This window comes from Micromonospora sp. NPDC048898 (genome assembly GCF_043198035.1).
Taxonomy (GTDB): Bacteria; Actinomycetota; Actinomycetes; order Mycobacteriales; family Micromonosporaceae; genus Micromonospora.
The window spans coordinates 14,661-35,295 of record NZ_JBICUF010000011.1 but is presented as its reverse complement, the minus strand read 5'-3'; the positions used below and the strand labels follow the sequence as shown (position 1 = coordinate 35,295).

16 protein-coding genes, 2 pseudogenes and 1 CRISPR repeat array are annotated in these 20,635 nt (G+C 68.9%); of the genes and pseudogenes, 15 read left to right on the top strand and 3 right to left on the bottom strand.

The window, feature by feature from the left end:
* Positions 1-304: 304 nt before the first annotated feature.
* On the bottom strand, positions 305-1,123 hold the full coding sequence (locus tag ACGFIQ_RS25050) for a hypothetical protein (protein ID WP_393247464.1): 819 nt from the start codon (positions 1,121-1,123) through the stop codon (positions 305-307).
* Positions 1,124-1,521: 398 nt separating this feature from the next.
* A complete protein-coding gene (locus tag ACGFIQ_RS25045) occupies positions 1,522-2,061 on the bottom strand; it encodes a hypothetical protein (RefSeq protein WP_393247462.1) in 540 nt (179 codons plus the stop codon).
* A gap of 384 nt (positions 2,062-2,445) precedes the next feature.
* Between ACGFIQ_RS25045 and ACGFIQ_RS25040 the strand changes: the two are divergent.
* Positions 2,446-2,652: pseudogene (locus ACGFIQ_RS25040) on the top strand (transposase); the annotation flags it as partial.
* Positions 2,653-2,860: 208 nt separating this feature from the next.
* On the top strand, positions 2,861-4,099 hold the full coding sequence (locus ACGFIQ_RS25035; protein ID WP_393247460.1) for an IS110 family transposase: 1,239 nt from the start codon (positions 2,861-2,863) through the stop codon (positions 4,097-4,099).
* A 146-nt stretch (positions 4,100-4,245) separates the two neighbouring features.
* Here the strand turns inward: ACGFIQ_RS25035 and lexA (ACGFIQ_RS25030) are convergent.
* A pseudogene (gene lexA, locus ACGFIQ_RS25030) lies at positions 4,246-4,981 on the bottom strand (transcriptional repressor LexA).
* A 748-nt stretch (positions 4,982-5,729) separates the two neighbouring features.
* Here lexA (ACGFIQ_RS25030) and cas3 point away from each other — a divergent pair.
* The 13 genes from cas3 to ACGFIQ_RS24965 all read left to right on the top strand — a co-directional run bounded on the left by cas3 (position 5,730) and on the right by ACGFIQ_RS24965 (position 20,607).
* Positions 5,730-8,456, top strand: coding sequence for a CRISPR-associated helicase Cas3' (cas3, locus tag ACGFIQ_RS25025; RefSeq protein ID WP_393247458.1), 2,727 nt, complete (start codon positions 5,730-5,732; stop codon positions 8,454-8,456).
* A 392-nt stretch (positions 8,457-8,848) separates the two neighbouring features.
* Positions 8,849-10,360 carry a type I-E CRISPR-associated protein Cse1/CasA gene (gene casA / locus ACGFIQ_RS25020; RefSeq protein WP_393247456.1) on the top strand — a complete coding sequence of 504 codons (1,512 nt, stop codon included), beginning with the start codon at positions 8,849-8,851 and terminating at the stop codon, positions 10,358-10,360.
* Positions 10,357-10,986, top strand: a complete 630-nt coding sequence (gene casB, locus ACGFIQ_RS25015) for a type I-E CRISPR-associated protein Cse2/CasB (RefSeq protein ID WP_393247454.1) — start codon at positions 10,357-10,359, stop codon at positions 10,984-10,986. Before casA ends, casB begins: the two co-directional genes overlap by 4 nt.
* On the top strand, positions 10,983-12,149 hold the full coding sequence (gene cas7e, locus ACGFIQ_RS25010) for a type I-E CRISPR-associated protein Cas7/Cse4/CasC (protein WP_393247452.1): 1,167 nt from the start codon (positions 10,983-10,985) through the stop codon (positions 12,147-12,149). Before casB ends, cas7e begins: the two co-directional genes overlap by 4 nt.
* Positions 12,146-12,919: a type I-E CRISPR-associated protein Cas5/CasD gene (cas5e, locus tag ACGFIQ_RS25005; protein WP_393247450.1), complete on the top strand. Its 774-nt coding sequence runs from the start codon at positions 12,146-12,148 to the stop codon at positions 12,917-12,919. The genes cas7e and cas5e overlap by 4 nt, the downstream gene beginning before the upstream one ends.
* Positions 12,916-13,536 (top strand): type I-E CRISPR-associated protein Cas6/Cse3/CasE, encoded by a 621-nt coding sequence (locus tag ACGFIQ_RS25000; protein ID WP_393247448.1) that lies wholly within the window; start codon positions 12,916-12,918, stop codon positions 13,534-13,536. Before cas5e ends, ACGFIQ_RS25000 begins: the two co-directional genes overlap by 4 nt.
* 166 nt (positions 13,537-13,702) lie before the next feature.
* Positions 13,703-14,217: direct repeats of the CRISPR family, unit length 29 nt; unit sequence GTGCTCCCCACGCTCGTGGGGGTGGGCCG.
* Positions 14,218-14,474: 257 nt separating this feature from the next.
* Positions 14,475-15,002, top strand: a complete 528-nt coding sequence (locus tag ACGFIQ_RS24995) for a DUF6244 family protein (RefSeq protein ID WP_393247447.1) — start codon at positions 14,475-14,477, stop codon at positions 15,000-15,002.
* Positions 15,003-15,091: 89 nt separating this feature from the next.
* The gene (locus tag ACGFIQ_RS24990) at positions 15,092-15,487 is read left to right on the top strand and encodes a DddA-like double-stranded DNA deaminase toxin (RefSeq protein WP_393247445.1); all 396 of its coding nucleotides are present in this window, start codon (positions 15,092-15,094) and stop codon (positions 15,485-15,487) included.
* Positions 15,484-15,900, top strand: a complete 417-nt coding sequence (locus ACGFIQ_RS24985; RefSeq protein ID WP_393247443.1) for an Imm1 family immunity protein — start codon at positions 15,484-15,486, stop codon at positions 15,898-15,900. Before ACGFIQ_RS24990 ends, ACGFIQ_RS24985 begins: the two co-directional genes overlap by 4 nt.
* Before the next feature lie 264 nt (positions 15,901-16,164).
* Positions 16,165-16,815, top strand: a complete 651-nt coding sequence (gene lexA / locus ACGFIQ_RS24980; protein ID WP_393247440.1) for a transcriptional repressor LexA — start codon at positions 16,165-16,167, stop codon at positions 16,813-16,815.
* 681 nt (positions 16,816-17,496) lie between these two features.
* Positions 17,497-18,420 (top strand): hypothetical protein, encoded by a 924-nt coding sequence (locus ACGFIQ_RS24975; RefSeq protein ID WP_393247438.1) that lies wholly within the window; start codon positions 17,497-17,499, stop codon positions 18,418-18,420.
* Between the two features lie 253 nt (positions 18,421-18,673).
* Positions 18,674-19,594, top strand: a complete 921-nt coding sequence (locus ACGFIQ_RS24970) for a hypothetical protein (RefSeq protein WP_393247436.1) — start codon at positions 18,674-18,676, stop codon at positions 19,592-19,594.
* 299 nt (positions 19,595-19,893) lie between these two features.
* Positions 19,894-20,607, top strand: coding sequence for a hypothetical protein (locus ACGFIQ_RS24965; protein ID WP_393247434.1), 714 nt, complete (start codon positions 19,894-19,896; stop codon positions 20,605-20,607).
* The last annotated feature ends 28 nt before the right edge of the window (positions 20,608-20,635 follow it).

Genomic DNA, 20,635 nt, shown 5'->3' with positions numbered 1-20,635 from the left:
GCCAGCTTCGCACCGATGGCACAGTTGGTAGGCGACCGCGAAGACGAACTACTCGCGGTCAAGGCCGTCGTCGTCGTAGAGCTGATTCGCCGCCCGCATCCGCCAGCCGGGCCGCTCCGCGGAGCGGTGTCCTGCCGCTGCGTGGCCAGGCGGGGGATGACCGGCCAGCCGTGGCGTTGCGGCCACCGGCCGCGGATCAGCCCGAGCAGGAACTCGCGCCACGGCTCGCGCCCGGATACCCAATCAACCTGATCGGTCGCTGCGATGAGATCCCGGATCGCCGCATCGCGGTACGCACCGCTGGTCACCGGTCGGTGTCTGGGTCGCTCCAGCGGCCGATGACGGTGTGGCGTACGCCGGCGTCGAGCATCGCGTCGGCCCGGTGTCGCCCGTTGATGTACGGCACGACGGCGCCGGGCACTTCAGGCTGGATCGGATCGAGGAACAACGTCTCAGCAGCCTTCAACACCCCGCTGTCGAGGCCCTGGGCGCGCAATGCGGTCACAGCGGCGAACATCCGCGCGTCCTCGGGATCATCGGTGGGGGCACCCTTGAGTGGTTCGGTGTCTGCTCGTGCCAACGCGGCGACGGCCGCACCTGACGCGGCGGCCCAATCCACGCTGTGGTACCAGCAGCAGTTCCGCAGTCTGCGGCGCGGCATCACCTGCCGGACCAGGCGCCGCCGCCAGGTCGTTCCGGCCGGCATACACGCCGGCTCGCCGTGCAGGTCCGGCCGCGGCAGTCCGATCACGGCCGTGACCTCAAAGCTCATTCGGGGTTCTACTGGGGCTTCCGGGGCGACATAGCCACCCCCGCGTCCCGCATCGACCGGGCTGCCGACCAGGTGTGCCAGCTCGTCCTCGGTCAGCCGCGATCCCCACCTCGGCGGACTGGCCACCGCGAACGGCCCCGCGACGGTAAACCCGAAGTGGCAGAACCCGAGATCCTTACCCATCAGCAGCTGATGGGCGATGAAGATCGGCGGTTCCGGCTCGCCCGGGCAGTGCCGCTGCCACACCGCCTCGACGAACCGCTCCGCCCGGTTCACCAGCGACGCGCCCTCTCGATCAGTCTGCGTCGCTATCGCAACCGGCCGCCGATTCGGCGCGGTGAACAGCTGCAACCGCATCGACGACTGCCCGACGGTGAACATGTGCTCGTCAACGGTCCGCGTACGCGCCCCGCCATGCTCACGGACCAGTGCCACGCTCCGCGGGCGTGGCCCCTCAACTCCGGATGCATCCATAACCGTCACCGTAAGGTGCGAGTGCGACAACGCCCGTTGTCTGACGTTGACCGCGTCCGTCGGCCGCGGGTCCGGACGAGCGGCCGGCGATCTTCAGGCAGGCCGACCGATTCTATCGCCTTGCCGGTCGACCACGACGTCTAGACGATCCACGTGGTCAATGGACCCCGCGGCACCCGAGTCGCTGCTATCCGCAGACCAACCAACTGGCGGAGAGTCGGACTCAGGTGCAGGATCCGCAGTCGCCCAATCAGCCTGGTCCATCGCGCATGGGTTCATTCGGCGGTGAGCGGCACCGCCGGCGCGCCCTGCTCCACGCACAGCGGCACACCCGGGTAGTGAGCGGTGACCGCAGCGGCGTCGCGTTGCGGGTCACCGACGCCGACGCTGACGCACTTCCCGATCGTCGGCCCCACCTCGTACACGGCCACACCTCGCTGCCGCCAGTAATCCATGTCGGCAGCGATCTGCTCGACCCACCGGTCGAGCGCCCGGGCGGAATGCTGAGCATCGACGAAACGCACCGTGACGTGCACACCGAGCTGACGCACCGCCTCGTCGAAACCGGCAGAAGGTATGCGGTGCACCAGCAGCACACCAGCGGGAACATCGAGGCTCACGTCCGCGTACACGTCGGGCCAGCGCTCGCCGACGCCATCCACGGCTTCGGCGGCGTCGTTGAGCGCATCCTGGGCAGGCCAGTACGACTGCTCAGCGTGCGGCACGCTCGGCACGGCGGACGCGGACGGTGAGGCGCAGGCGGCAGGCAGGGCCAGCAGCGTCAGGGTGAGCAGTGCGGTAACACGGCGAGGCATCGTCGACCTCCTTCGGCGGCACACACCGCCAGACGGACACTACGGATAAAGCGAACCACCAGAGGGTGAGACGCACACCAGCCCCAGGCGGTTCCCCGACGCCTCGCGAGGCCTCCAGTTCACCTGGTCCCGAGACTGCGCAAAGATCTTCTGGCCTGCTGGGGCTGCTGAGGCGCACGTATCGGGCATGCCGCCCGTGATCGGACGAAGGCCGAGACGGCCGGCGTGACTCGATCTTTGCCGCAAGCCAGTCTAGTGTCCATTCCGGTGATCTTCGGACACCGCTGGTCGGGTGATGCCCATTGCGATCCTGGGCCGCCGAGCCCTCAAGCGAGACCGTGCGCCCGACCAGCACCACAACCCATTCCCTCGAACGGGACGACCATGAACTACTACGCGGGCCCGGACTGGGGCGAGAGCCACCACGACATGGCCGTGGTCGACGCCGACGGCCAGCTCATCAGCCACACGCGCGTGACAGACGACGCCAGCGGGCTGACTCAACTCCTAGCCGAACTTACCGCGGTGAAACGTAGCCGACGTTCGATCCCCGTCGGGATCGAAACCAGTCGCGGTCTGATGGTCGCTGGCCTCCGCAAGGCCGGCCACGGTAGGGCCAATCCCGCAACCGATCGGCGTGACTCGATCCCGGCCGTAAGTCGATCTAGTGTCCAACCCGGTGATCATCGAATCATCGGCTGGCCGGGTCCTTGCCCGCTGCGATCCTGGGCGGTCGAGCCCTCAAGCGAGACCGTGCGCTCGACCTGCACCACAGGCCCCTTCTCTGAACTGGACGATCATGAAGTACTACGCGGGCCTGGACTGGGGCGAGAGTCATCACGACGTGGCCGTGGTCGACGAGCAAGGTCAGCTCATCACCCACCTACGTGTGACCGACGACGTTCACGGTCTGGCCCAACTCCTGGCCGCGCTCGCCGCGGTACGGCGCAACCGACGCTCGATCCCGATCGGGATCGAGACTGGCCGCGGTCTGATGGTCGCCGCCCTGCGTAAGGCGGGTCAGCCGGTCGTTGTGCTCAACCCGACGCAGGTGGCCAACTACCGCAGCCGCCTCGCTGCGCAGCGCCGGAAGTCCGACCGGGGCGATGCCCACCTTCTCGCGCACGTACTACGGGTCGACGGAAACGCCCACCGACCCGCACCGACGGTATCGTCCGAGGCCGCCGCGCTGCGAGAGGTGACCCGCGCCCACCGACAAGCACTTCACACCGCCGGCCTCCTGGCACGACGGCTCCGATCGGTGCTCCGCGACTACTACCCCGCGGCGGCGACCGCATGGGCGCACCTGCCCGGAGGCCTCACCAGGCCGGAAGCCCGAACCGTCCTCACCGCCGCCCCCACTCCGACCCGCGCGGCCCGGCTCACCCACCGACGTCTGGAAACGCTACTGACCGCGTCCGGACGTACCCGTCTCATCACCGCCGAGGCCAGCCGACTGCACGAGCTGTTCCACACCCGTACGCTCCGCCAACCCGCCGAAGTCGAAACCGCCATGGGACACACCGCCACTGCCCTGCTGACCCAGCTCAACGCTGCCATCGCCTCGGCGCACACCCTCTGGACACAGATCGACGCCCTGGCAGAGCAGCACCCGCACACAGCGATCTACCGCAGCTTCCCCGGTTTGGGACCGCTCCTTGCCGCCCGACTGCTCGCCGAACTCGGCGACGACCCACAGCGATTCCCCACCGCCCGCAACCTGCGAGCGCTCTGCGCGGCAACGCCGATCACCTGGGCAAGCGGCACCTCCCGCAAGGTCAGCCACCGCCGCAAGGCCAACCCGATCCTGGCCGAAACCGGCCACCTCTGGGCCTTCGCCACGCTGACCCGCTCCCCAGGCGCCCGAGCCCTCTACGACCGCCGCCGCGCCACCGGCGACCGCCACCCCGCCGCCTTACGGCGCATCTACGCCCGGCTCCTCGGCAGCCTGCACCACTGCCTGCGCGCCGGCATCCTCTACGACGAGGGCCTCGCTTTCCCTGCCCCACCCGACTCCGCAGCGGAAAACGGGACGTAAGCCGGGAGCCGGGGCAACGCCCAGGATCACCCCGGGCTAACGAGCCCTCGCGCGGGTACGGCGTGTCCCGGCTCCCCTTTCCCGAAGCTGCATGATCTGCCAAGGTAGAGACCATTTGTTGTCTGGTGCTGCGACGAAGGAAGCCTTTACTGGCCGGCAGGACACAGACGACCTTTGCCGAGAAGTTGTGCGCCGTCGGCGGGGACTATGGGATAGCGGGGATTGCGGAGGACGAGTTCGACCCGCCCATCTCGGACTCGGTATTGCTTGACGGTGACCTCGTCACCGATCAGCGCCGCGACGATATCCCCGGAGTCAGCCACTGGCTGCTGGCGTACGACGATCACATCCCCGTCATCGATGCCCGCCTCGACCATCGAATCGCCGCGCATCCGCAGCGCGAACAGCGTGCCCCGGCCGACGAGGTCGGCGGGCAGGGGAAGAACATCCTCGACATGCTATTCGGCGAGGATCGGCGCGCCCGCAGCGATGGCCCCCAGCAGTGGAACAGAGACTGCACCCTGCCGGTTAGGCACGACGGCCGGGCGTGCGTCGAGCGCCCGCGGTCCACCCGGGATCCGGCGAATCAGACCGTGCCGCTGCAGGATCTTCAAGTGATGCGCCACCGACGACGGAGAACCGAGGCCCACTGCGGCACCGATCTCTCGTACGGTCGGCGGGTAGCCATGCTGATCCACCCAGCCCTGAATCACAGCGAGGATCCGTCGCTGTCGAGGCGTCGGCGTCGGTAGCGACTCGTCGACTGTCACAACCGCCACACTACCGACCAATTGACCCACTTGTACTAATTCGGCGGCGTGTCGACCTCGCGAGGGCATGCTGGATCACCAAGGCGAGAGCTTGGCCCGCTGGGCTATCCAGCGCTGCAAGAAGAAAATTTCCTGGCCCTTGGTGAGGTCGATCGCCCACCCCACGAGCGTGGGGAGGCGCGCCACGGTCGCGCCGGTGACGGTGTCCCAGACCGGCCCACCCCCACAGGCGTGGGGAGCACGCGGACATGATGCGGCTGACCGCGCGGCAGTATGGTCCACCCCCACGGGTGTGGGGAACGCGGGCCGGGTGCGCGCTTCCCGGCCGCTGGCGGCAGCCCACCCCCACCGGGAGCGGGGAGCACCAGCCGATGCGCCGCCGGTATTTACCGGCCGCCGGCCCACCCCCACAGGCGTGGGGAGCACCCATTGCGCGCCCTGCGAATCAACTCCTGCTTCGGGCCACCCCCACAGGCGTGGGGAGCACCAGGCCCGCGCCCGGCCCTGCAGCGTCTCCGCCGGTCCACCCCCACGGGTGTGGGGAGCACGTCACCAGCGACCTCACCGCCGTCGCTGTCTGCGGTCCACCCCCACGGGCGTGGGGAGCACCGGTGAGACGATCCGGGACGTGGTCCAGTGATCGGTCCACCCCCACGGGCGTGGGGAGCACACCACAACCGGGGCAGTGCCACCCGACGGACACGGTCCACCCCCACGGGCGTGGAGAGCACCCTTCCTGAACTGGGCGTTTAGAAGCGCGGGCGCAGGTCTTGGTTGACGCCCGACTCGTTGTCGTACCTCTCTGATTTGCTCCGATGGCACACCGTAGTGGTCTTTCTTCAGTGGTAGAGGCAGTGCAGATGACGATCGACGAACCCGATGTGGATCTTCGACTGTGGGGCAAGTGGCGAGGGCTCTTGGCACCATACCCGCTGATTTGGCATCTGGTGGATACCGGCGCCGTCGCGGGTCGACTGTGGGACCGGTACTTGACCACGGGTCAGCGAAGGGTGATTGCCGCTGGCCTTGGTGTGGACGAGGGCCATGCGAGGCGGTTGGTGATGCTGTGGGCGAGTCTTCATGATCTTGGTAAGGCGATACCGGGTTTTCAGGGGCAGGATCTGGCGGCGGCTTCGGCGCTTCGGGGCGCGCCTGAGTACGGCGGTGAAGGTTCGGGGCGCTTGCCGCATGACCGGGCGACGCAGGTGTCGTTGGTGGCATTGCTCGCGGGCTACGGCTACGAGAACGAAGGGTTGGCGGGGACTCGGCCGTGTGCCTTGGTGGCGCAGGCGCTCGGGGGTCACCATGGCCGATTCCATCAGGTCAGTCGCAGTGACCGCCGGTTCCTTGGTGGTGGTGGTTGGGCGCGGCAGCGGGAGGCTCTGGTTGAGGTTCTTGATCAGGCGTTGGGTAGCCCGAAGGCTCCTATCTCCGTGGCTGCCCCGTGTTTGGTGCTGGTCACGGGATTGGTGATCCTCGCGGATTGGTTGGCTAGTCAGGAGGATTTTCTTCGGCGGCAGTTGCCGTGTGTGCCGCAGGTGGCATCGGTACAGACGGTGGCGGCACGTTTTGAGCAGATGGGCGTTGAGGCGGACCGGTTGTTGGCCGCGGCGGGGTTGGGGGTTCCCCGGCTGCGAGCGGCCGGTTTCGAGGAGATGTTCTCGTTCGCCCCGAACGCGTTGCAGCGATCGGTGATTGATGAGTTGCTGCCGCAGGTCAGCGGGCCGGGCATGTTGGTGGTGACCGCTGCGACGGGAGACGGGAAGACTGAGACTTCGTTGACGGCGGCGCTGGCGCTGGCCGCGCGCTGCGGGGCGAGTGGGTTGTACTTCGCGTTGCCGACGATGGCCACGGCGGATGAGATGTATCGGCGGGTTCGCCGGTTCGTGGAGGCGGTCGCGAGCGGGCCGGCGCCGATCACGTTGTTGCACAGCATGGCGTGGTTGAACGCGGCATACGAGGCGCAGTCTGAGGCCGGGCTGGATGGGTCTGGGGCGGCGGTGTCCACTGACGGGGACGCGAGGGTGGCGGCGCCTCATTGGCTGCGGGGCCGCAAGCGCGGGATGTTGGCGCCCTTCGGCGCGGGGACGATCGATCAGGCGTTGATGACGGCGATGACCACGAAGCACAACGCGCTGCGGATGTTGGGCATGTCGGGGAAGGTGTTCATCGTCGATGAGGCACATTCCTACGACGAGTACACGCAGCGCTTGTTGCAGAAGTTGTTGAACTGGTTGGGGTATTTCCGGTGCCCGGTTGTCCTGCTGTCGGCGACTATCCCGGTAAGTCAGGTCAGAAAGTTGGTTTCCGCTTATCAGCGTGGTGCCGGTGTCACGGCGACGGAGCGGGTTGACATCCGCTACCCGGGGTGGACGTTCGTACCAGCGTCGCCGTCCGGGCGGGTGCTCGCGATTTCGGCACGGGCTCAGGCGATGGTCGCAGCGGGCCGGGTGATCGACCTGCAGGTGCAGGTGCGACCGGTGCGGCACCTCCGTGGCCGAATCGAAGATCACCGTGATCGGCGACTGGTCATTCGGACCTGCTTGGCGCCCTTGCTGCAGGAGGGTGGCCGGGCAGCGGTGGTCTGCAATACCGTCGCCGACGCGCAACTGACCTACCTCGCGATCCGCGAGTGGGTGGGAGACCGTGCCGAGGTCCGGTTGCTGCACTCGCGGTTCCCCGCGTCGCGGCGCGAGCAGATCACCAGGGAGATCACGGGTCGTCTCGGCCGGGACGCGACGACCCGTCCCGAACGGATGATCGTGGTAGCGACGCAGGTGATCGAGCAATCACTTGATCTTGACTTTGATGTGGTGGTGTCCGACCTCGCGCCGATGGCGCAGTTGCTGCAACGCGCCGGGCGGTGTCACCGGCATGACCATCCGCGCCCAGCGTGGGCGACCCGTCCCATGCTGGTGGTGTTGGAGCCGCACGGCGCCGAGGGCTTCGCCAAGCCGCCGCACTGGGGCGATGTCTACCACCCGTACCTGTTGCGCTCTACCCGGCAGAGACTCGCCGGCGTGACGGGCATCCGGGTGCCCGATGACGTGCAGGGACATGTGGAGGCGGTCTACGGCCCCCCGCAGTCAGCGAGCCCTCAAGCCGAGCAGGAGTACATCGATTACCTGGCCAAGGGTGTTGCCGGGCAGCAGGTTGCCGATCTGTATCTCATCCCTGACGCGACGGCCCTCGACGACCTGGTTCCGATGACCGACTCGGGGTTGTCGGAGCAGCGTGCCGCCACGAGGTTGGGCGCCGACTCGGCGCGAGTGGTGTGCTGCTACCTCGGCCGCGACGGCAGCCAGTGGCTGGACCCGCGTCGTGAGCGTCGGCTTCCTGCGGGCGGACGGTTGAGCCGCGACGACGTGCGTGAGGTTCTGGGCCTGAGTATTCCGGTGCCCGAGAATCTGGTGCAGGGCTATATTCCGCCGGTGCCGGCGCCCTCGTCCTGGCAGCACAACGCCTGGCTGGCCGAGGTTCAGCCCCTGTGGTTCACCCTCGGGCCCAACGGCCCTGCCCCGATCGACATTGGCGGCCGTCGGGTGTGGTTAGACGCCGACCTGGGCCTGGTCGTCGAAAGATCGTGATGACACGCCAACACAAAGTAGCAACCCGTCGGCCACGGTGAACTACTGTCCGCGATCGGTTGGGCGCGACCTGCTTCCATAGTCAGCTTGGAGGAGCTTGGTGAAGAACTGGGCGGTCTCGGTAAATCCCCGCATGCCGCAGATCGTGAGCTGCCTGACCATCGACGCGTGCGGGGTGCGGCGGGCGGCCGGGCAGGGCACCCGGCCACCTCACACCCACGCCCGTAGGTCCAGGCGACCGTCGACAGCCCGCCTGCGTCAATCGTCAGCGGCCCACCCCAACAAAGCGTCAGGACCTTCGCAGCTCCTGGCTCGGCGGGCGGACGGGCGGGCGGGAAGCGCCCAGCGGGCGCGAGCAATGTCGGACGGATGCACGTCGTGAAGGGTGAGCAGTGGTCGCTTCCTTTGATTTGATCTCCGAGCCGTGGCTCCCCGTCCTGGCCGGCACGCAGACCCGTCTGGTTGGTCTGCGTGAGCTGTTCACGCAGGCGCACACCTTCGAGGACCTGGCGGTCCCGGTACCGCCGGCCGCGTCGGGACTGTGGCGGATCCTGTATGCGATCACGGCGCGGGTCACCGGGCTGGATGAGGTCGCCGGTTGGGCGCAGCGGCAGGACGACTGGATGCGGCGCGGGCGCCTGGACCCCGACCGGGTCAACGCCTACTTCGACCAGCATCGGGAGGCGTTCGACCTGTTCCATCCGGTGCGGCCCTGGTTGCAGGACCCGCGCCTGGCCGCGCAGTGCCCCACGTCCTCCGGGGTGAACAAGCTCGTCTTTGGTCGTCCGGCCGGCAACACGCAGGTGTGGTTCGGCCACCACACGGACGCCGATCCGATGCCGGTCGCGGCGGGTGAGGCCGCGTGGCACCTGGTGGCGCAGCTGTACTACGGGGCGTCGGGGCAGTGCACGCCGCGAGAGGTCAACGGCGCCCGGTTCGGTAACGCCTACGCCGGGCCGTTGCGCACCTCGATGTCCTATCACCCCGTGGGACGCACGCTGTTCGAGTCGCTGGTCGTGGGAGTGCCGCGGGCGCACACCGCACCAGACGAGGCCGACCGGTGCCCGTGGGAGCGCGAGGACCACCCCGATCCGTTGGGGGCGCCGCAGCCGGTGACCTGGCCGGGTGGGCTGCTCACCGGGGGTCTGCACCACGCGGTCCTGCTCGTGCCGAGCCCGGACGGGCAGACGGCGACCGACGCGTACGTGACCTGGGGTCGGCGACAGCCGACAGGTCTGCTGCCCGACCCCTACGTGATCCTGAAGCTCAGTCGGCAGGGCGATTGGTACCGGCTGCGCGCGGACGGCGCGCGGGCGTTGTGGCGTGACGTGTACGCGCTCCTGCCCGCCGACGCCACGGCGGATCACCGCCGGCCGCGCATCATCGACAGCGCCCGGCTGCACGACCACGGCGGTCAGTTACGCGTCCGGGCATACGGGTTTGACCAGGATGGGCAGGCCAAGGACCGGCAATGGTTCACCGCGGTGACACCGCCGGTGCTGTGTTGGCTCTCTGAGCATGACGAGGACGCGGCCTTCGGCGCCGAGGATCTGCACGCCGCGGCCGAGAAGGTCGGCGCCCTGCTGACCTCGATCCTGCGCGCGGCGTGGCGCGAGGCCACCCAGCCCGTCGACGACGACAAGCCCGCCAAGGGCCGCACGGCGAAGGACGGACCGTGGGTGCGCGCCGCGGTGGAGCACTACTGGTCCCGGGCTGAGCCGTTGTTCTGGCAGCACATGCGCGAGCGCCAGTGGCAGTTGGCCGCGAAGGCGTATCAGGGGTTGGGCCATGAGGCGATCGACCACGCCACCGACGGGCTCGCGCACCGGCCCCGGGTCGCCCGGGCAGTCCGTGGCGCGCACCGCCGCCTAGCCGCCGCACTACGCGAAGGAGAAGCCCTGTGAGCACCACCGCCCCCGCCAGACTGGGGCTGGACACCTGCGACAAGTTCGTCGCGCACATCCACTCGGTCTGCCGCACCGACGCGGGGCGGCGGGCCGGACTCCGCCGTGCCCTGCGCCGCCCCCCGGAGCAGGCCCACACCGCGCACGCCACCGTGGCCCGGTGGCTACCTCACCAGCCGACACCCGCGCAGGAATGGGCGATGTACGCGGTCGCGGCGATGATCGCCGCCCAACCCGGCCGTCAGCGCGACGACCAGCCGAACGACGAACCGGCCCCGCCCGACGCCAAAACGCCCATCGAGAAGGCCGCCGGGCCGGTGCGGCGTTCGAGCCTCGGCACAGCGTTGGGGATGGCGGTACGACACCCCCAATCACCCCGACAAGCGATGGGCGAAGCCACCGCCGAGGCCCGGCTGCACCTGCTGGTCCGGCAGAACCTCACCGGCGTGCACCAGCACCTGCCCGCCCTCGTGCGACGCATCCGCTCCCTCGGTGTGCCCATCGACTGGGCGCAGCTCGTCCGGGATCTGAGCTGGTGGGGCACCGACCGCGACGCCATCGCCAAACGCTGGCTCCAGGACTTCTACCGCACCGCGACCATCAACCCCCTGCAGGAGACGACGTGACCACTACCCGATCCGGCGCCCGATTCATCGACATCCACCTGCTGCACACCGTCCCGTACGCCAACCTCAACCGCGACGACCTCGGCTCCCCCAAGACCGTCCGGTTCGGCGGTGTGGACCGCACCCGGGTATCGAGCCAATGCTGGAAACGCGCCGTACGGCTCGAACTGGAAAACCTCACCGGTGACGCCGCCGCCCGCACCCGCCGGGTCCCGCTGGAGGTGGCCAACCGGCTACGGCACGCCGGCTGGGCCGACGACGTCGCGGCCACCGCCGGCCAGCAGATCGCCGCAGCGATCACCGGCAAAGGCCTGGCCCTGGAGCCCAACGGCGGCACATCGGTCCTGCTCTACCTGCCCAAAAGCGCGCTCGACGACCTCGCCGCCGTCTGCATCGAGCATCACGACGCGCTCACCGCCGCGACCACCCGCCCCAAGCCAAAGAAGGGCGAAAAGCAGGACACCATCCTGCCTCGCGACCGGGTCAACGAGATCATCACCAGCCGCAACGGAGTGATCAACCTGTTCGGCCGGATGCTCGCCGACGCGCCCTCCGCACACGTCGACGGCGCGGTCCAGGTCGCCCACGCCTTCACCGTGCACGACACCAGCCCCGAAGTCGACTTCTTCACCGCCGTCGACGACCTCACCAAAGACGCCGACGAAAGCGGCAGCGGCCACATGAACAACGCCGAGTTCAGCGCCGGCACCTTCTACCGGTACGCCAGCGTCAACCTCGCCGACCTGCGCCACAACGTCACCGACTGGGCCCATAAGATCCCTGACGACGCCCTCGCCGCGCGCCTGGCCGCCGACTTCCTGCACGCGTTCATCACCGCGATCCCCGGCGCGAAGAAGAACTCCACCGCCCCGTTCACCCTGCCCGACCTGGCCTACATCACGGTCCGCGCCGACCGGCCCGTCTCCCTGGCCAGCGCCTTCGAAGCCCCCGTACGCGCCGCCTACAACGGCGGCTACGCCACCCGCGCCAGCGCGGCCCTCGACGACTACACCGCCCGCGTGCACCAACTCCTGGCCGGCAAAGGGCTCCTGCACCACGCCCACGCCACCACCGCCGACAAGCCGCTGGACAACCTCGGAGCCCGGGTCACCTCCTACGACGCCCTCGTGCACGCCGCGATCGCCGCCACGGAGAACCGGTGAACGGACTGCTGATCAGGCTCGCCGGTCCCCTGCAATCCTGGGGAGACCACAGCACCTTCACCGAACGCGACACCCGCGCCTATCCCACCCGCTCCGCCCTCATCGGCCTGATCGCCGCAGCCCTCGGCCGCCACCGCGAGCACCCGATCGACGACGGCGACCACGACCTCGGCGCGCTGCAATTCACCATCCGCGTCGACCGACCTGGCACCCCGCTGGTTGACTTCCACACCGTCGGCGGCGGGCTCCCACCCGCCCGCACGGTGATGACCGCCAGCGGCACCCGACGTCCCGCGGCAACTGCCACGATCGTCTCGCGCCGCCGCTACCTCAGCGACGCCGTATTCACCGTGGCGGCAACCGGAGCGCTGCCAACCCTCACCGCCATCGCCGCAGCCCTCGACCAGCCCGTCTGGGCCCCGTACCTGGGTCGACGATCCTGCCCCGCCGAAGCGCCCCTGCTCCTACACGGTCCCGGCCCGAACGCGGTGCACGACCTTTACCACCGGGTGCCTCTCGCTCGCCGAGCACCCCGACAACCGGCGTCCGACGTCGACGTCGACTTCGTGGTCGAACATCCACCACCGAGCTCCGACGCCAGACAGCTAATGGTCAACGACATACCCGTGACCTTCCATCCGAAGCACCGCCGATACCTGTCCCGAACGATCTGGGTCACCCACCACCGCATGGCCACCGAACTCTGCGCCGGGCTCGGCCCCGACTACCTCACCGCAATCGACCGCTACCGGAAGGAAACAACAGCGTGAACGCCTGGCTCGTCCGGATCGCGCTGGACCTGCGCCAACGCAGCTGCAACAACGACCTGCGCGACGTCGTCGCCCTACACCGCAGAGTCATGAGCCTCGTGCCCAACGACCTCGGCGACCACGCCCGACACCGCGGCGGCGTCCTGTTCCGCCTCGATCACAGCCGCACCGGCCCCACCCTCCTCGCCCAAAGCTGCATCCCCCCACACCTCACCCGGCTACCCGACGGCTACGGCGAGGTCGCCATCCGCGACATCGGCCCCCTCCTGAAAGCCCTCGAACCGGGCATGCGCGTGCGGTACCGCATCGCCGCGAACGCGTCCAAACGCGTCGCCGTCGGCGACGCCGCCGGGAAAGTCGTACCCCTGCTCGGCACCGCCGCCGAAGACTGGTGGCACCGCAAAGCCCATACCAGCGGGCTCGACCTGCGCACTCTGACCGTCCAGCCTGAACCCGCTGCGGTCGGCCGTATTAAAGACGTCCGCCACAGCATCACCCGCTTCGACGGCACCGCCGTGATCACCAACGCCGACGACGTCCGCACCGCCATCCTGACCGGCATCGGCCGCGGGAAGTCCTTCGGCTGCGGCCTGCTCAACCTCGCCCCCGAACGGTGAGCGCCCCCAACCGCCCATGTTTTCCCCTCTGGAACCCCGACCTCGGCGAATGCGACCCGGCATCAATTACGGCAACGACAGCTGGAGAACGGGCCAATAGATCCACAAGGACCGAAGCCCGACATCATCTGGCCGCAAGGCTGGGGAAAAGCGCAGGTCGCGGAGTGTGCTCCCCACGCTCGTGGGGGTGGGCCGAGGCATGGACGGCCGCGCGGGCGTTCATCTCGGTGCTCCCCACGCTCGTGGGGGTGGGCCGGCAGTCGCCGCGTTGAACGGCACGTCCAAGGTGTGCTCCCCACGCTCGTGGGGGTGGGCCGGACACGAGTCGCCGCTCGGTCGCCGCGTGTCCGTGCTCCCCACGCTCGTGGCGGGTGGGCCCGCACTCATAGGACCGGGTCCGGGGTTGTAGGGTGCTCCCCACGCCCGTGGGGGTGGGCCGGTCCGACCGGAAACGGTGGCGCTCATCCTGGCGTGCTCCCCACGCCCGTGGGGGTGGGCCGCCGATGATGCGCAGCGGCGCCCAGCCGCCGGCGTGCTCCCCACGCCCGTGGGGGTGGTCCGTACGGCGATTACTCCTTCAGGTGCAGGCCCTGTTCTCCCCACGCCGGTGGGGGTGCGCCGCGCAACAAGCGGGACCACTCCTGGAGATGATGTGCGCCCCACTCCCGTGGGGGTGGGGCGGCAGTTGAGCGGCTCAGCCGCCCGCCGGTTGAGTGCTTTCCCCATGCTAGTGCGGGTGGGCCGCAGCTCTCGCCGCCAGGCCTGCGCCCGCCAGTGTTTCCCATGCCCGCAAAGGGTGGCTTGGGCCGTTGCATACCGGCACAACTCGCGCCGGTCTGCCGAACCGATCGGTGCTGTCACCGATTGGTTGTGCTCCATAGGCGCTCGTCCCTACGCTGCGACGGTTCGGTGTGGATCCTGAGCCGGAGGGTGGCGCGATGTCGCTGACCGACACCATTGGCGCCGATGTTCAGGCGATGGCGGCGGGTGTGGACCGGGCGCAGCAGGAGGCTTCGGCCGCCGACCAAGCGATCGAGCAGATCGCCGTCCGGGCGGTGGCCTCCGGCTTTACTGGCATCACGGTGGGGTTGGCTCGAGTACGAGCAGTGCTCGGGCCGGCTCGGTCGGACCTGGCGGAGGCCGGTGGCGCCTTGGGTGAGGCGTCGCGGTCGCTGGGTGCCGTGGCGCAGCAGCCGTCGCCCCAGGAGACGATCGCCGCCCTCACGCCGGTGGTGGCCGCGCTGACCGCCGTCGACAGCCATCTCGCGGCGGCGGCGTCTGCGGTCGATGACGCGCGACGGTTGGTCACGGCGGCGTTGCAGGGAGGGCAGCCTGGTCCGACGCTGGCGCGGCTGCAGCAGGTGCTGCAGGTCCTGGTGACCGTCCGGACGCGCGGGACTGCCGCCCGGCAACACGTCGATACGGCGCTGGCGCAGGCTCGGCAGGTCGGTGACCTGGGAAACTGATAACGGGCGGTGGTGGCGACATCGGCCAACCGCCCGCCGCACGCGGCACGTCTGCGAGTGCAACGGACGTGCCGGCGCCGCCTGAGCCGTTGCCCGAATGGTTGAAAGATGCCGCTCGTGACCTGCCTCGCCGGCAAGCGAAGGACCCCACCTCCGGTGTCGCGTTGATCGGTGGTAAGCGGATACCCCTGAAGTCGGGCCGCGACCCGGCCGCCGCCGCCGACCTCAAGCCGGCCTACAAGCTCATCGCCACCACTACCGACCATCTGGAGGCCAAGCTTGCCGCCCGGATGCGCCGCGACCGGATCACCCAGGCGGCTGTGGTGACGAACAATCCTCCCTGCGACTACACCCCCTACGGCTGCGAAACGATCCTCTCCCGGCTCTTGCCGGCCGGCACGCAGCTGGCCGTCTACGTACGCGACGATGACGGGCAGGTACGCCACTGGCGTACCTACACCGGCAACGGAAAGGCGATCGCATGAAGGTGACCTGGACCTACGACTGGGGCGACCAGCGCGACAACCACGAGGTCGAACTGACCGACCCCAACGCCTTAGAAGCCCTCCTCCGCGAAATCCAGCAGGCCGGCGAGCCCGTCGTGCTGACCATCTTCAGCGACACCACCGACGACCCCGACGACCTGCCACCCGGCATCCAGATCGGGCTCGGTCACCCCACCCACGCCTTCGCGGTACACATCACCGACGATGGCGCCTACCTGCACGACCCCACAGCGGAGATCCCGAGCGACGGAGTGGCATTTGATCTCGGTGGGGTGCCCACCGAGTACCCGGCCGAGGACCTACAACTCCGGCCCGAAACGGCAATACAACTGGCAGTCACCTTCTTCAAGACCGGCGGCGAACCGCCGGACTTGACGGCGATTGCCGAATGACCGCGTAGCGAATGGGCACGTGCCACGTCTTGGTGCCACCGCCCCGCGATGCCGAAGGCCTCCGTGCCCCGCAGCGGACCGCCTGCGGCGTTCGCAGTTTCCAATAACCACGGGGCCCACCTCTATCACACGGCCCTGGCCGACACGACTACAGGCCACCCACGCGTCGTGCGTCTCGACAACTCGCTGCGGCCACACCGCGGACGCGATTCGACACGCCCTAGTTAGTACAGGTGATCGAAGATTGCGGGTATCGTCTCAAACGTGACCGTTCTCGGCCCATCGCCGGATCCGCCCCCGCTAACGAAGCGGCAACAACAGGTCCTCGACACGATCCACGAATGGGTCGAGCGACACGGTTACCCGCCAACGGTGCGCGAGATCGGCGCGGCCGTCGGTTTAGGCTCCCCGTCCTCCGTGGCGCACCATTTGAAGGTCCTCCAACGACGTGGCCTGCTGCGGCGGGCCTCCGGTGGCGCGCGGGCGGTCGACACTCGACCCAGCTCCGTCGGCGCTCCAAAAGCCGAGTCCGGCTCCGATCGCGGGACGCGTGTGCCGCTGTTGGGATCCATCGCCGCCGGCACCCCCATCCTCGCTGAGGAACACGTTGAGGAGGTGCTGTCCCTGCCGTCGGAGCTGGTAGGCCGGGGCATCCTGTTCGCACTGCGGGTGCGAGGCGACTCGATGGTAGAGGCCGGCATCTCCCCCGGCGACGTCATCGTGGTGCGACAGCAGCCGGTAGCCGACAACGGCGACATCGTCGCAGCCCTCATTGACGGTGAGGCCACCGTCAAGCAGTACCGCACCCGCGACGGTCACATCGAACTCGTCCCCCGCAGCCGTCACCACCCGGTCATCCCAGGTGACCAAGCGACGGTCCTCGGCAGAGTGGTCTGCGTTATGCACCGCCGATGAACACCGCATCAACCGCAACGCTTCCGAGGGCAGCGACGGCAGCCGACCTGCCCGACGACCGGCGGCCAGCAGCACCGCGCAACTCAGAATGCGGCAGGGCACGCTGGTTGACGGTGTCGCGGAGTTCGTGACGCATCGACGGTTATGTAGCCCTTGCCCGCTACCTGTCGTGCCCGACAGCGGACATCAAGAGTCTGTCTGGCAGCAGCGCCACCACAAACCGCTACCGCTCACCGCCCAGGGACAAAGAGGCACGGCTCGTCGGCTAGGCCGACGACTCCGAGTAGCCCCGAGAGCGAGTTCGCCGCGCGGATGTACGCCTTCGCGTTCGGGCCGGCAGGGCTGGAGCGGGCGCAGTCGGCGCTCGGAACCTTCACCGCCCCGTTGCTTTCTGAGCACCCCTCCTAGCCTCGAAACCGACCAGCCCCGCCAGCGGTGATGCCGCCGGCATCACCGCGCCGGGCGCGCGGCCGGGTCCGCAAGGAAGCCGGTCAGGTGCCCGCCGGGGAGCAGCTGGCCGCAGCTACAGGACGGCCACCCCAGAGAACCGGGCGGGTCACGTAAGGCGACGTCATTGAAACTGTCAGTGGCCGACCGTAAGGTGCGCTCGTGGCGTTGATCTATGCGATTAAAGACGAGAGTGGCACCTGGCATGGCGACCCTGGCAGGACGTACCAGGGTATGGGCCCCGCAACGTACGCGACGTTGACGTTCCGTCCGGGGGCCACCGACCCCGGGGTCGACAGCCCATTCGCCGGGCAGAGGCTGCACGTCGCGCTGGCCAGCATCGAAGATCGAGTGACCGGTGAGGTCGCCTACCGACTCGACGACGGCTCGGTGCACTACGCCACCGACGATGTGGACGAGCTCCTGTTCGGTCTTGACCTCCACCGGCTGCCCATCAACTCTTGGCCGCCGCCCACGCACGACCCGGTGCCGCCCCCACCCGCCAATCCCGCGGCCACGAGGCCGGCGCCTCCGGCCGCACTGTCGTGGGAGCTCAACGACGCCGGCCGCCACTACACGCTGACGCTCACCACAGGTGTTGACGGCCCGAACGTCGAGGTGATCGGCGCCGACGGCGAGGGCAACCTCATCGCCGAGTTCGCCGGGTACCTGCCGGGCCGTGATCTGGCGCTAGTGGCGCGGGTGTTTCTCGCCGCCGTGGCGAACCCCGGACCATCGACGCGGCCGCCCTCGCCGCGTCGTCCCCGGCCATGGTCGGAGGAGGAGGCCGCGTACGTGGCCAGCCGCCACCACGAAGGGGCTGACGCCGAGACGATCGGCGGTGAGCTGGGGCGCACCGGCAACAGCATCCGGTACAAGCTGTACGCCCTGGGCCTGGCCCCGTTTCCCGGCCCAAACACCAGCCGGCCGCTGGCGCCCCCACGAACCCCGGCCTACCGGATGGAAGACCTCCGCGCGGTCCACCCCAACTCACACATGCCTTGGACGCCCGACGAGGATAAGCGGCTCGCCCGACGCGCCGCGGAGGGCGCGGACATCTCCGAGCTGATGGAAGAGCACGGCCGCAACCACGGAGCGATCACCACCCGCCTGGCACGGCTGACGGCCACCGGGCAACCCAGCTCTCCGACTAGCTGAGACCGCGCGGTCACGCTCGCAGATTCGCCGCTCCCCTGGCCGCCACCTGGCGGCCGGCAACGCCGCCGATGCTCGGCGAAGCTTCAACAACGACGTCACTGCCGGCACAATGCCCGCGGTATCAGCACCAGCGGCGACTTAGATGCGAGTGCGCTACTGCGGCGCGGACTACGAGCCGTCATTTCCCTGAGCAGAACCAACCCTGGCGGGCGAGTACCCGCAGGGAACTCCTTGAAAGAATTACCCCGTGGACGTGGCCCCCGAGACCGGCACCGAGCTAGCCCGCCGCCACGGCGTGCACGCCTCGGCGATCACTCATGTTCTACGAGCAGCCGGGCAGGAACATGCCCGCGACGCGACGCATCGCGACCCGCCGGCGCCGTTGAACCGGGGCGTACGCCCAGCTCCCACAGTGACCGGCCCGAACCGGCTGCCACTGCCTCGGGATGAGATCGTCGAGGCGTACCTCGCCGGTACGAGCGTTAACGTCCTCGCGCAACGCCACGGCGTTTCCAGGGCGACGCTGGCGAGCCGCCTCGATGACTGGGGCGTGCGCCGCCGAGGACGGACCGAGGCAAGCCAGGCGGCGAATCGGCGGCCCCGGCCGCCCGCGGCTATCGCCATCGGACCCGTCCCCGGCGACCCCGACGGGTACGGCCGGTGGGCGCAGCTCGATGCCAGCGAGGACGGCCAGGCGCTGCGATGCCACGACTGCGGTGACTGGAAGCGGGCGCTCGGCACCCACGCCTGGTATGCCCACGGCATCACCGCGGCCGAGTACCGCCAGCGGCATGGGTTGTCGACCGGACAGTCCCTGGCGTCTCCCGCCACCCTGCAACGGTTCGCCGCGATGCCGCAGGCTCAGGCCGGCAGCACCGGCCGTCAGGCCCTCGAGACCAACCGGGACCCGGATCGAGCACGCGCAGCGATGACCAGGGAAGGGCAGCACCGCCCACAGCTGACCACGAAGCGGGCACAGATCGCAGCACGGGTACGTCAAGGGCGGCAGCTAACTGCCGCAGAAGTCGATGCCCTCGCGCAGGCGACAGACATCGCGACGTGGGCACGGGTAGCACAGCGGCTGGTCGACGACGACGTTCGCCAAGCAGAGATCAGCCGAGCAACGGGGATTCCGAAGCCCACCGTGTCGCAGCGGCTACGCCGCCGACGCTGAACGGGCCCCGCTGGCGCGTCAGCCCACCGACCGAAGGTACCGCCCAGCCCGGACTGCATGCAACCGAAGGCCGATGCCGCGGGCATCAGCACCGGCGGCCGATCACCGGGCGAGTGCGACGACGGGTACGGCGAAGTCCTGCTCCGGTGATGGGGGTGCCTGGTGTGTCCACCGAGGCTGACGCGCCGCACGCGTGGTGGCAGTTGCTCCGCACCCGGTCACCCGTCCCCTGGCCCGACACACCCAGGCCAAACTAAAGCAAGCTAACGTCTTGGCTAAAGCGCGCTTATGCTGCGGCTATGGAGAACTTCAAGGTCCGCATCTACGGTCCCGCCGACCTGGACAGTGCCCCCGAGACCACCACCCGCACCGTCGCCTGGGCGTACGAGGCGGAGCTTCTTGCTGGCCACCTCGGCGCCCGCACTGCGCAGCTGTACCGCGGTTGGCACACCGTCGAATGGTGCGTGACCGTCGAGGGTAACGACATCACGGCCACCCACACCGCCATCGACGAACTCAACCGGGTCGACACGCGGGCTGCCATCGTGGCCCAGTGGGAGGACAGCGAACGCGATCTCCACAAGTCCATCGCCACGGCGTGCGCCTCCATGGCACCGGAGGTGATCGAGGCCGCCAAAGCGGGGGTGTCGGAAATGCTGAGAAACAAGGCCAAGGATGACCTCTCAGGCCTCGGCTACCACCTGATCGAGAGCCCGTCCGGCGTCGCCATCATCGACGCGCGCACTGAGGACGGGATGATGACCCTGCTGCGGTACACCAACCGCACGGCTGATCAGCACAGAACCCTGTCGACTTTCGCGTACGAGGAGCGCGACTCGCTGATCCTGGCGGGTTGGCTGCTCGGCGCAACGCCGACCCAGCTGTCTGGCGTGTTGGGGTTGTCGACCGAGCGCGTTCAGCAGATCCGCCGCGAAGAGACCGAGCGCGAGCGCCGGGACCGCATCGAGTTTCAGGCTGAGGGGGTCTTGCCCGAGTTGCCCTACTACCTCTGACTGCGGGGTCGGCGAGGTGATCAGCGCG

Coding starts and splice junctions, on each gene's coding strand:
- ACGFIQ_RS24985 (WP_393247443.1), top strand. CDS start 15,484: ATGAAGGTGACCTGGACCTACGACTGGGGCGACCAGCGCGACAACCAC.
- ACGFIQ_RS24975 (WP_393247438.1), top strand. CDS start 17,497: ATGGGCCCCGCAACGTACGCGACGTTGACGTTCCGTCCGGGGGCCACC.
- ACGFIQ_RS24965 (WP_393247434.1), top strand. CDS start 19,894: ATGGAGAACTTCAAGGTCCGCATCTACGGTCCCGCCGACCTGGACAGT.
- cas3 (WP_393247458.1), top strand. CDS start 5,730: ATGACGATCGACGAACCCGATGTGGATCTTCGACTGTGGGGCAAGTGG.
- ACGFIQ_RS24995 (WP_393247447.1), top strand. CDS start 14,475: ATGTCGCTGACCGACACCATTGGCGCCGATGTTCAGGCGATGGCGGCG.
- ACGFIQ_RS25045 (WP_393247462.1), bottom strand. CDS start 2,061: ATGCCTCGCCGTGTTACCGCACTGCTCACCCTGACGCTGCTGGCCCTG.
- ACGFIQ_RS25035 (WP_393247460.1), top strand. CDS start 2,861: ATGAAGTACTACGCGGGCCTGGACTGGGGCGAGAGTCATCACGACGTG.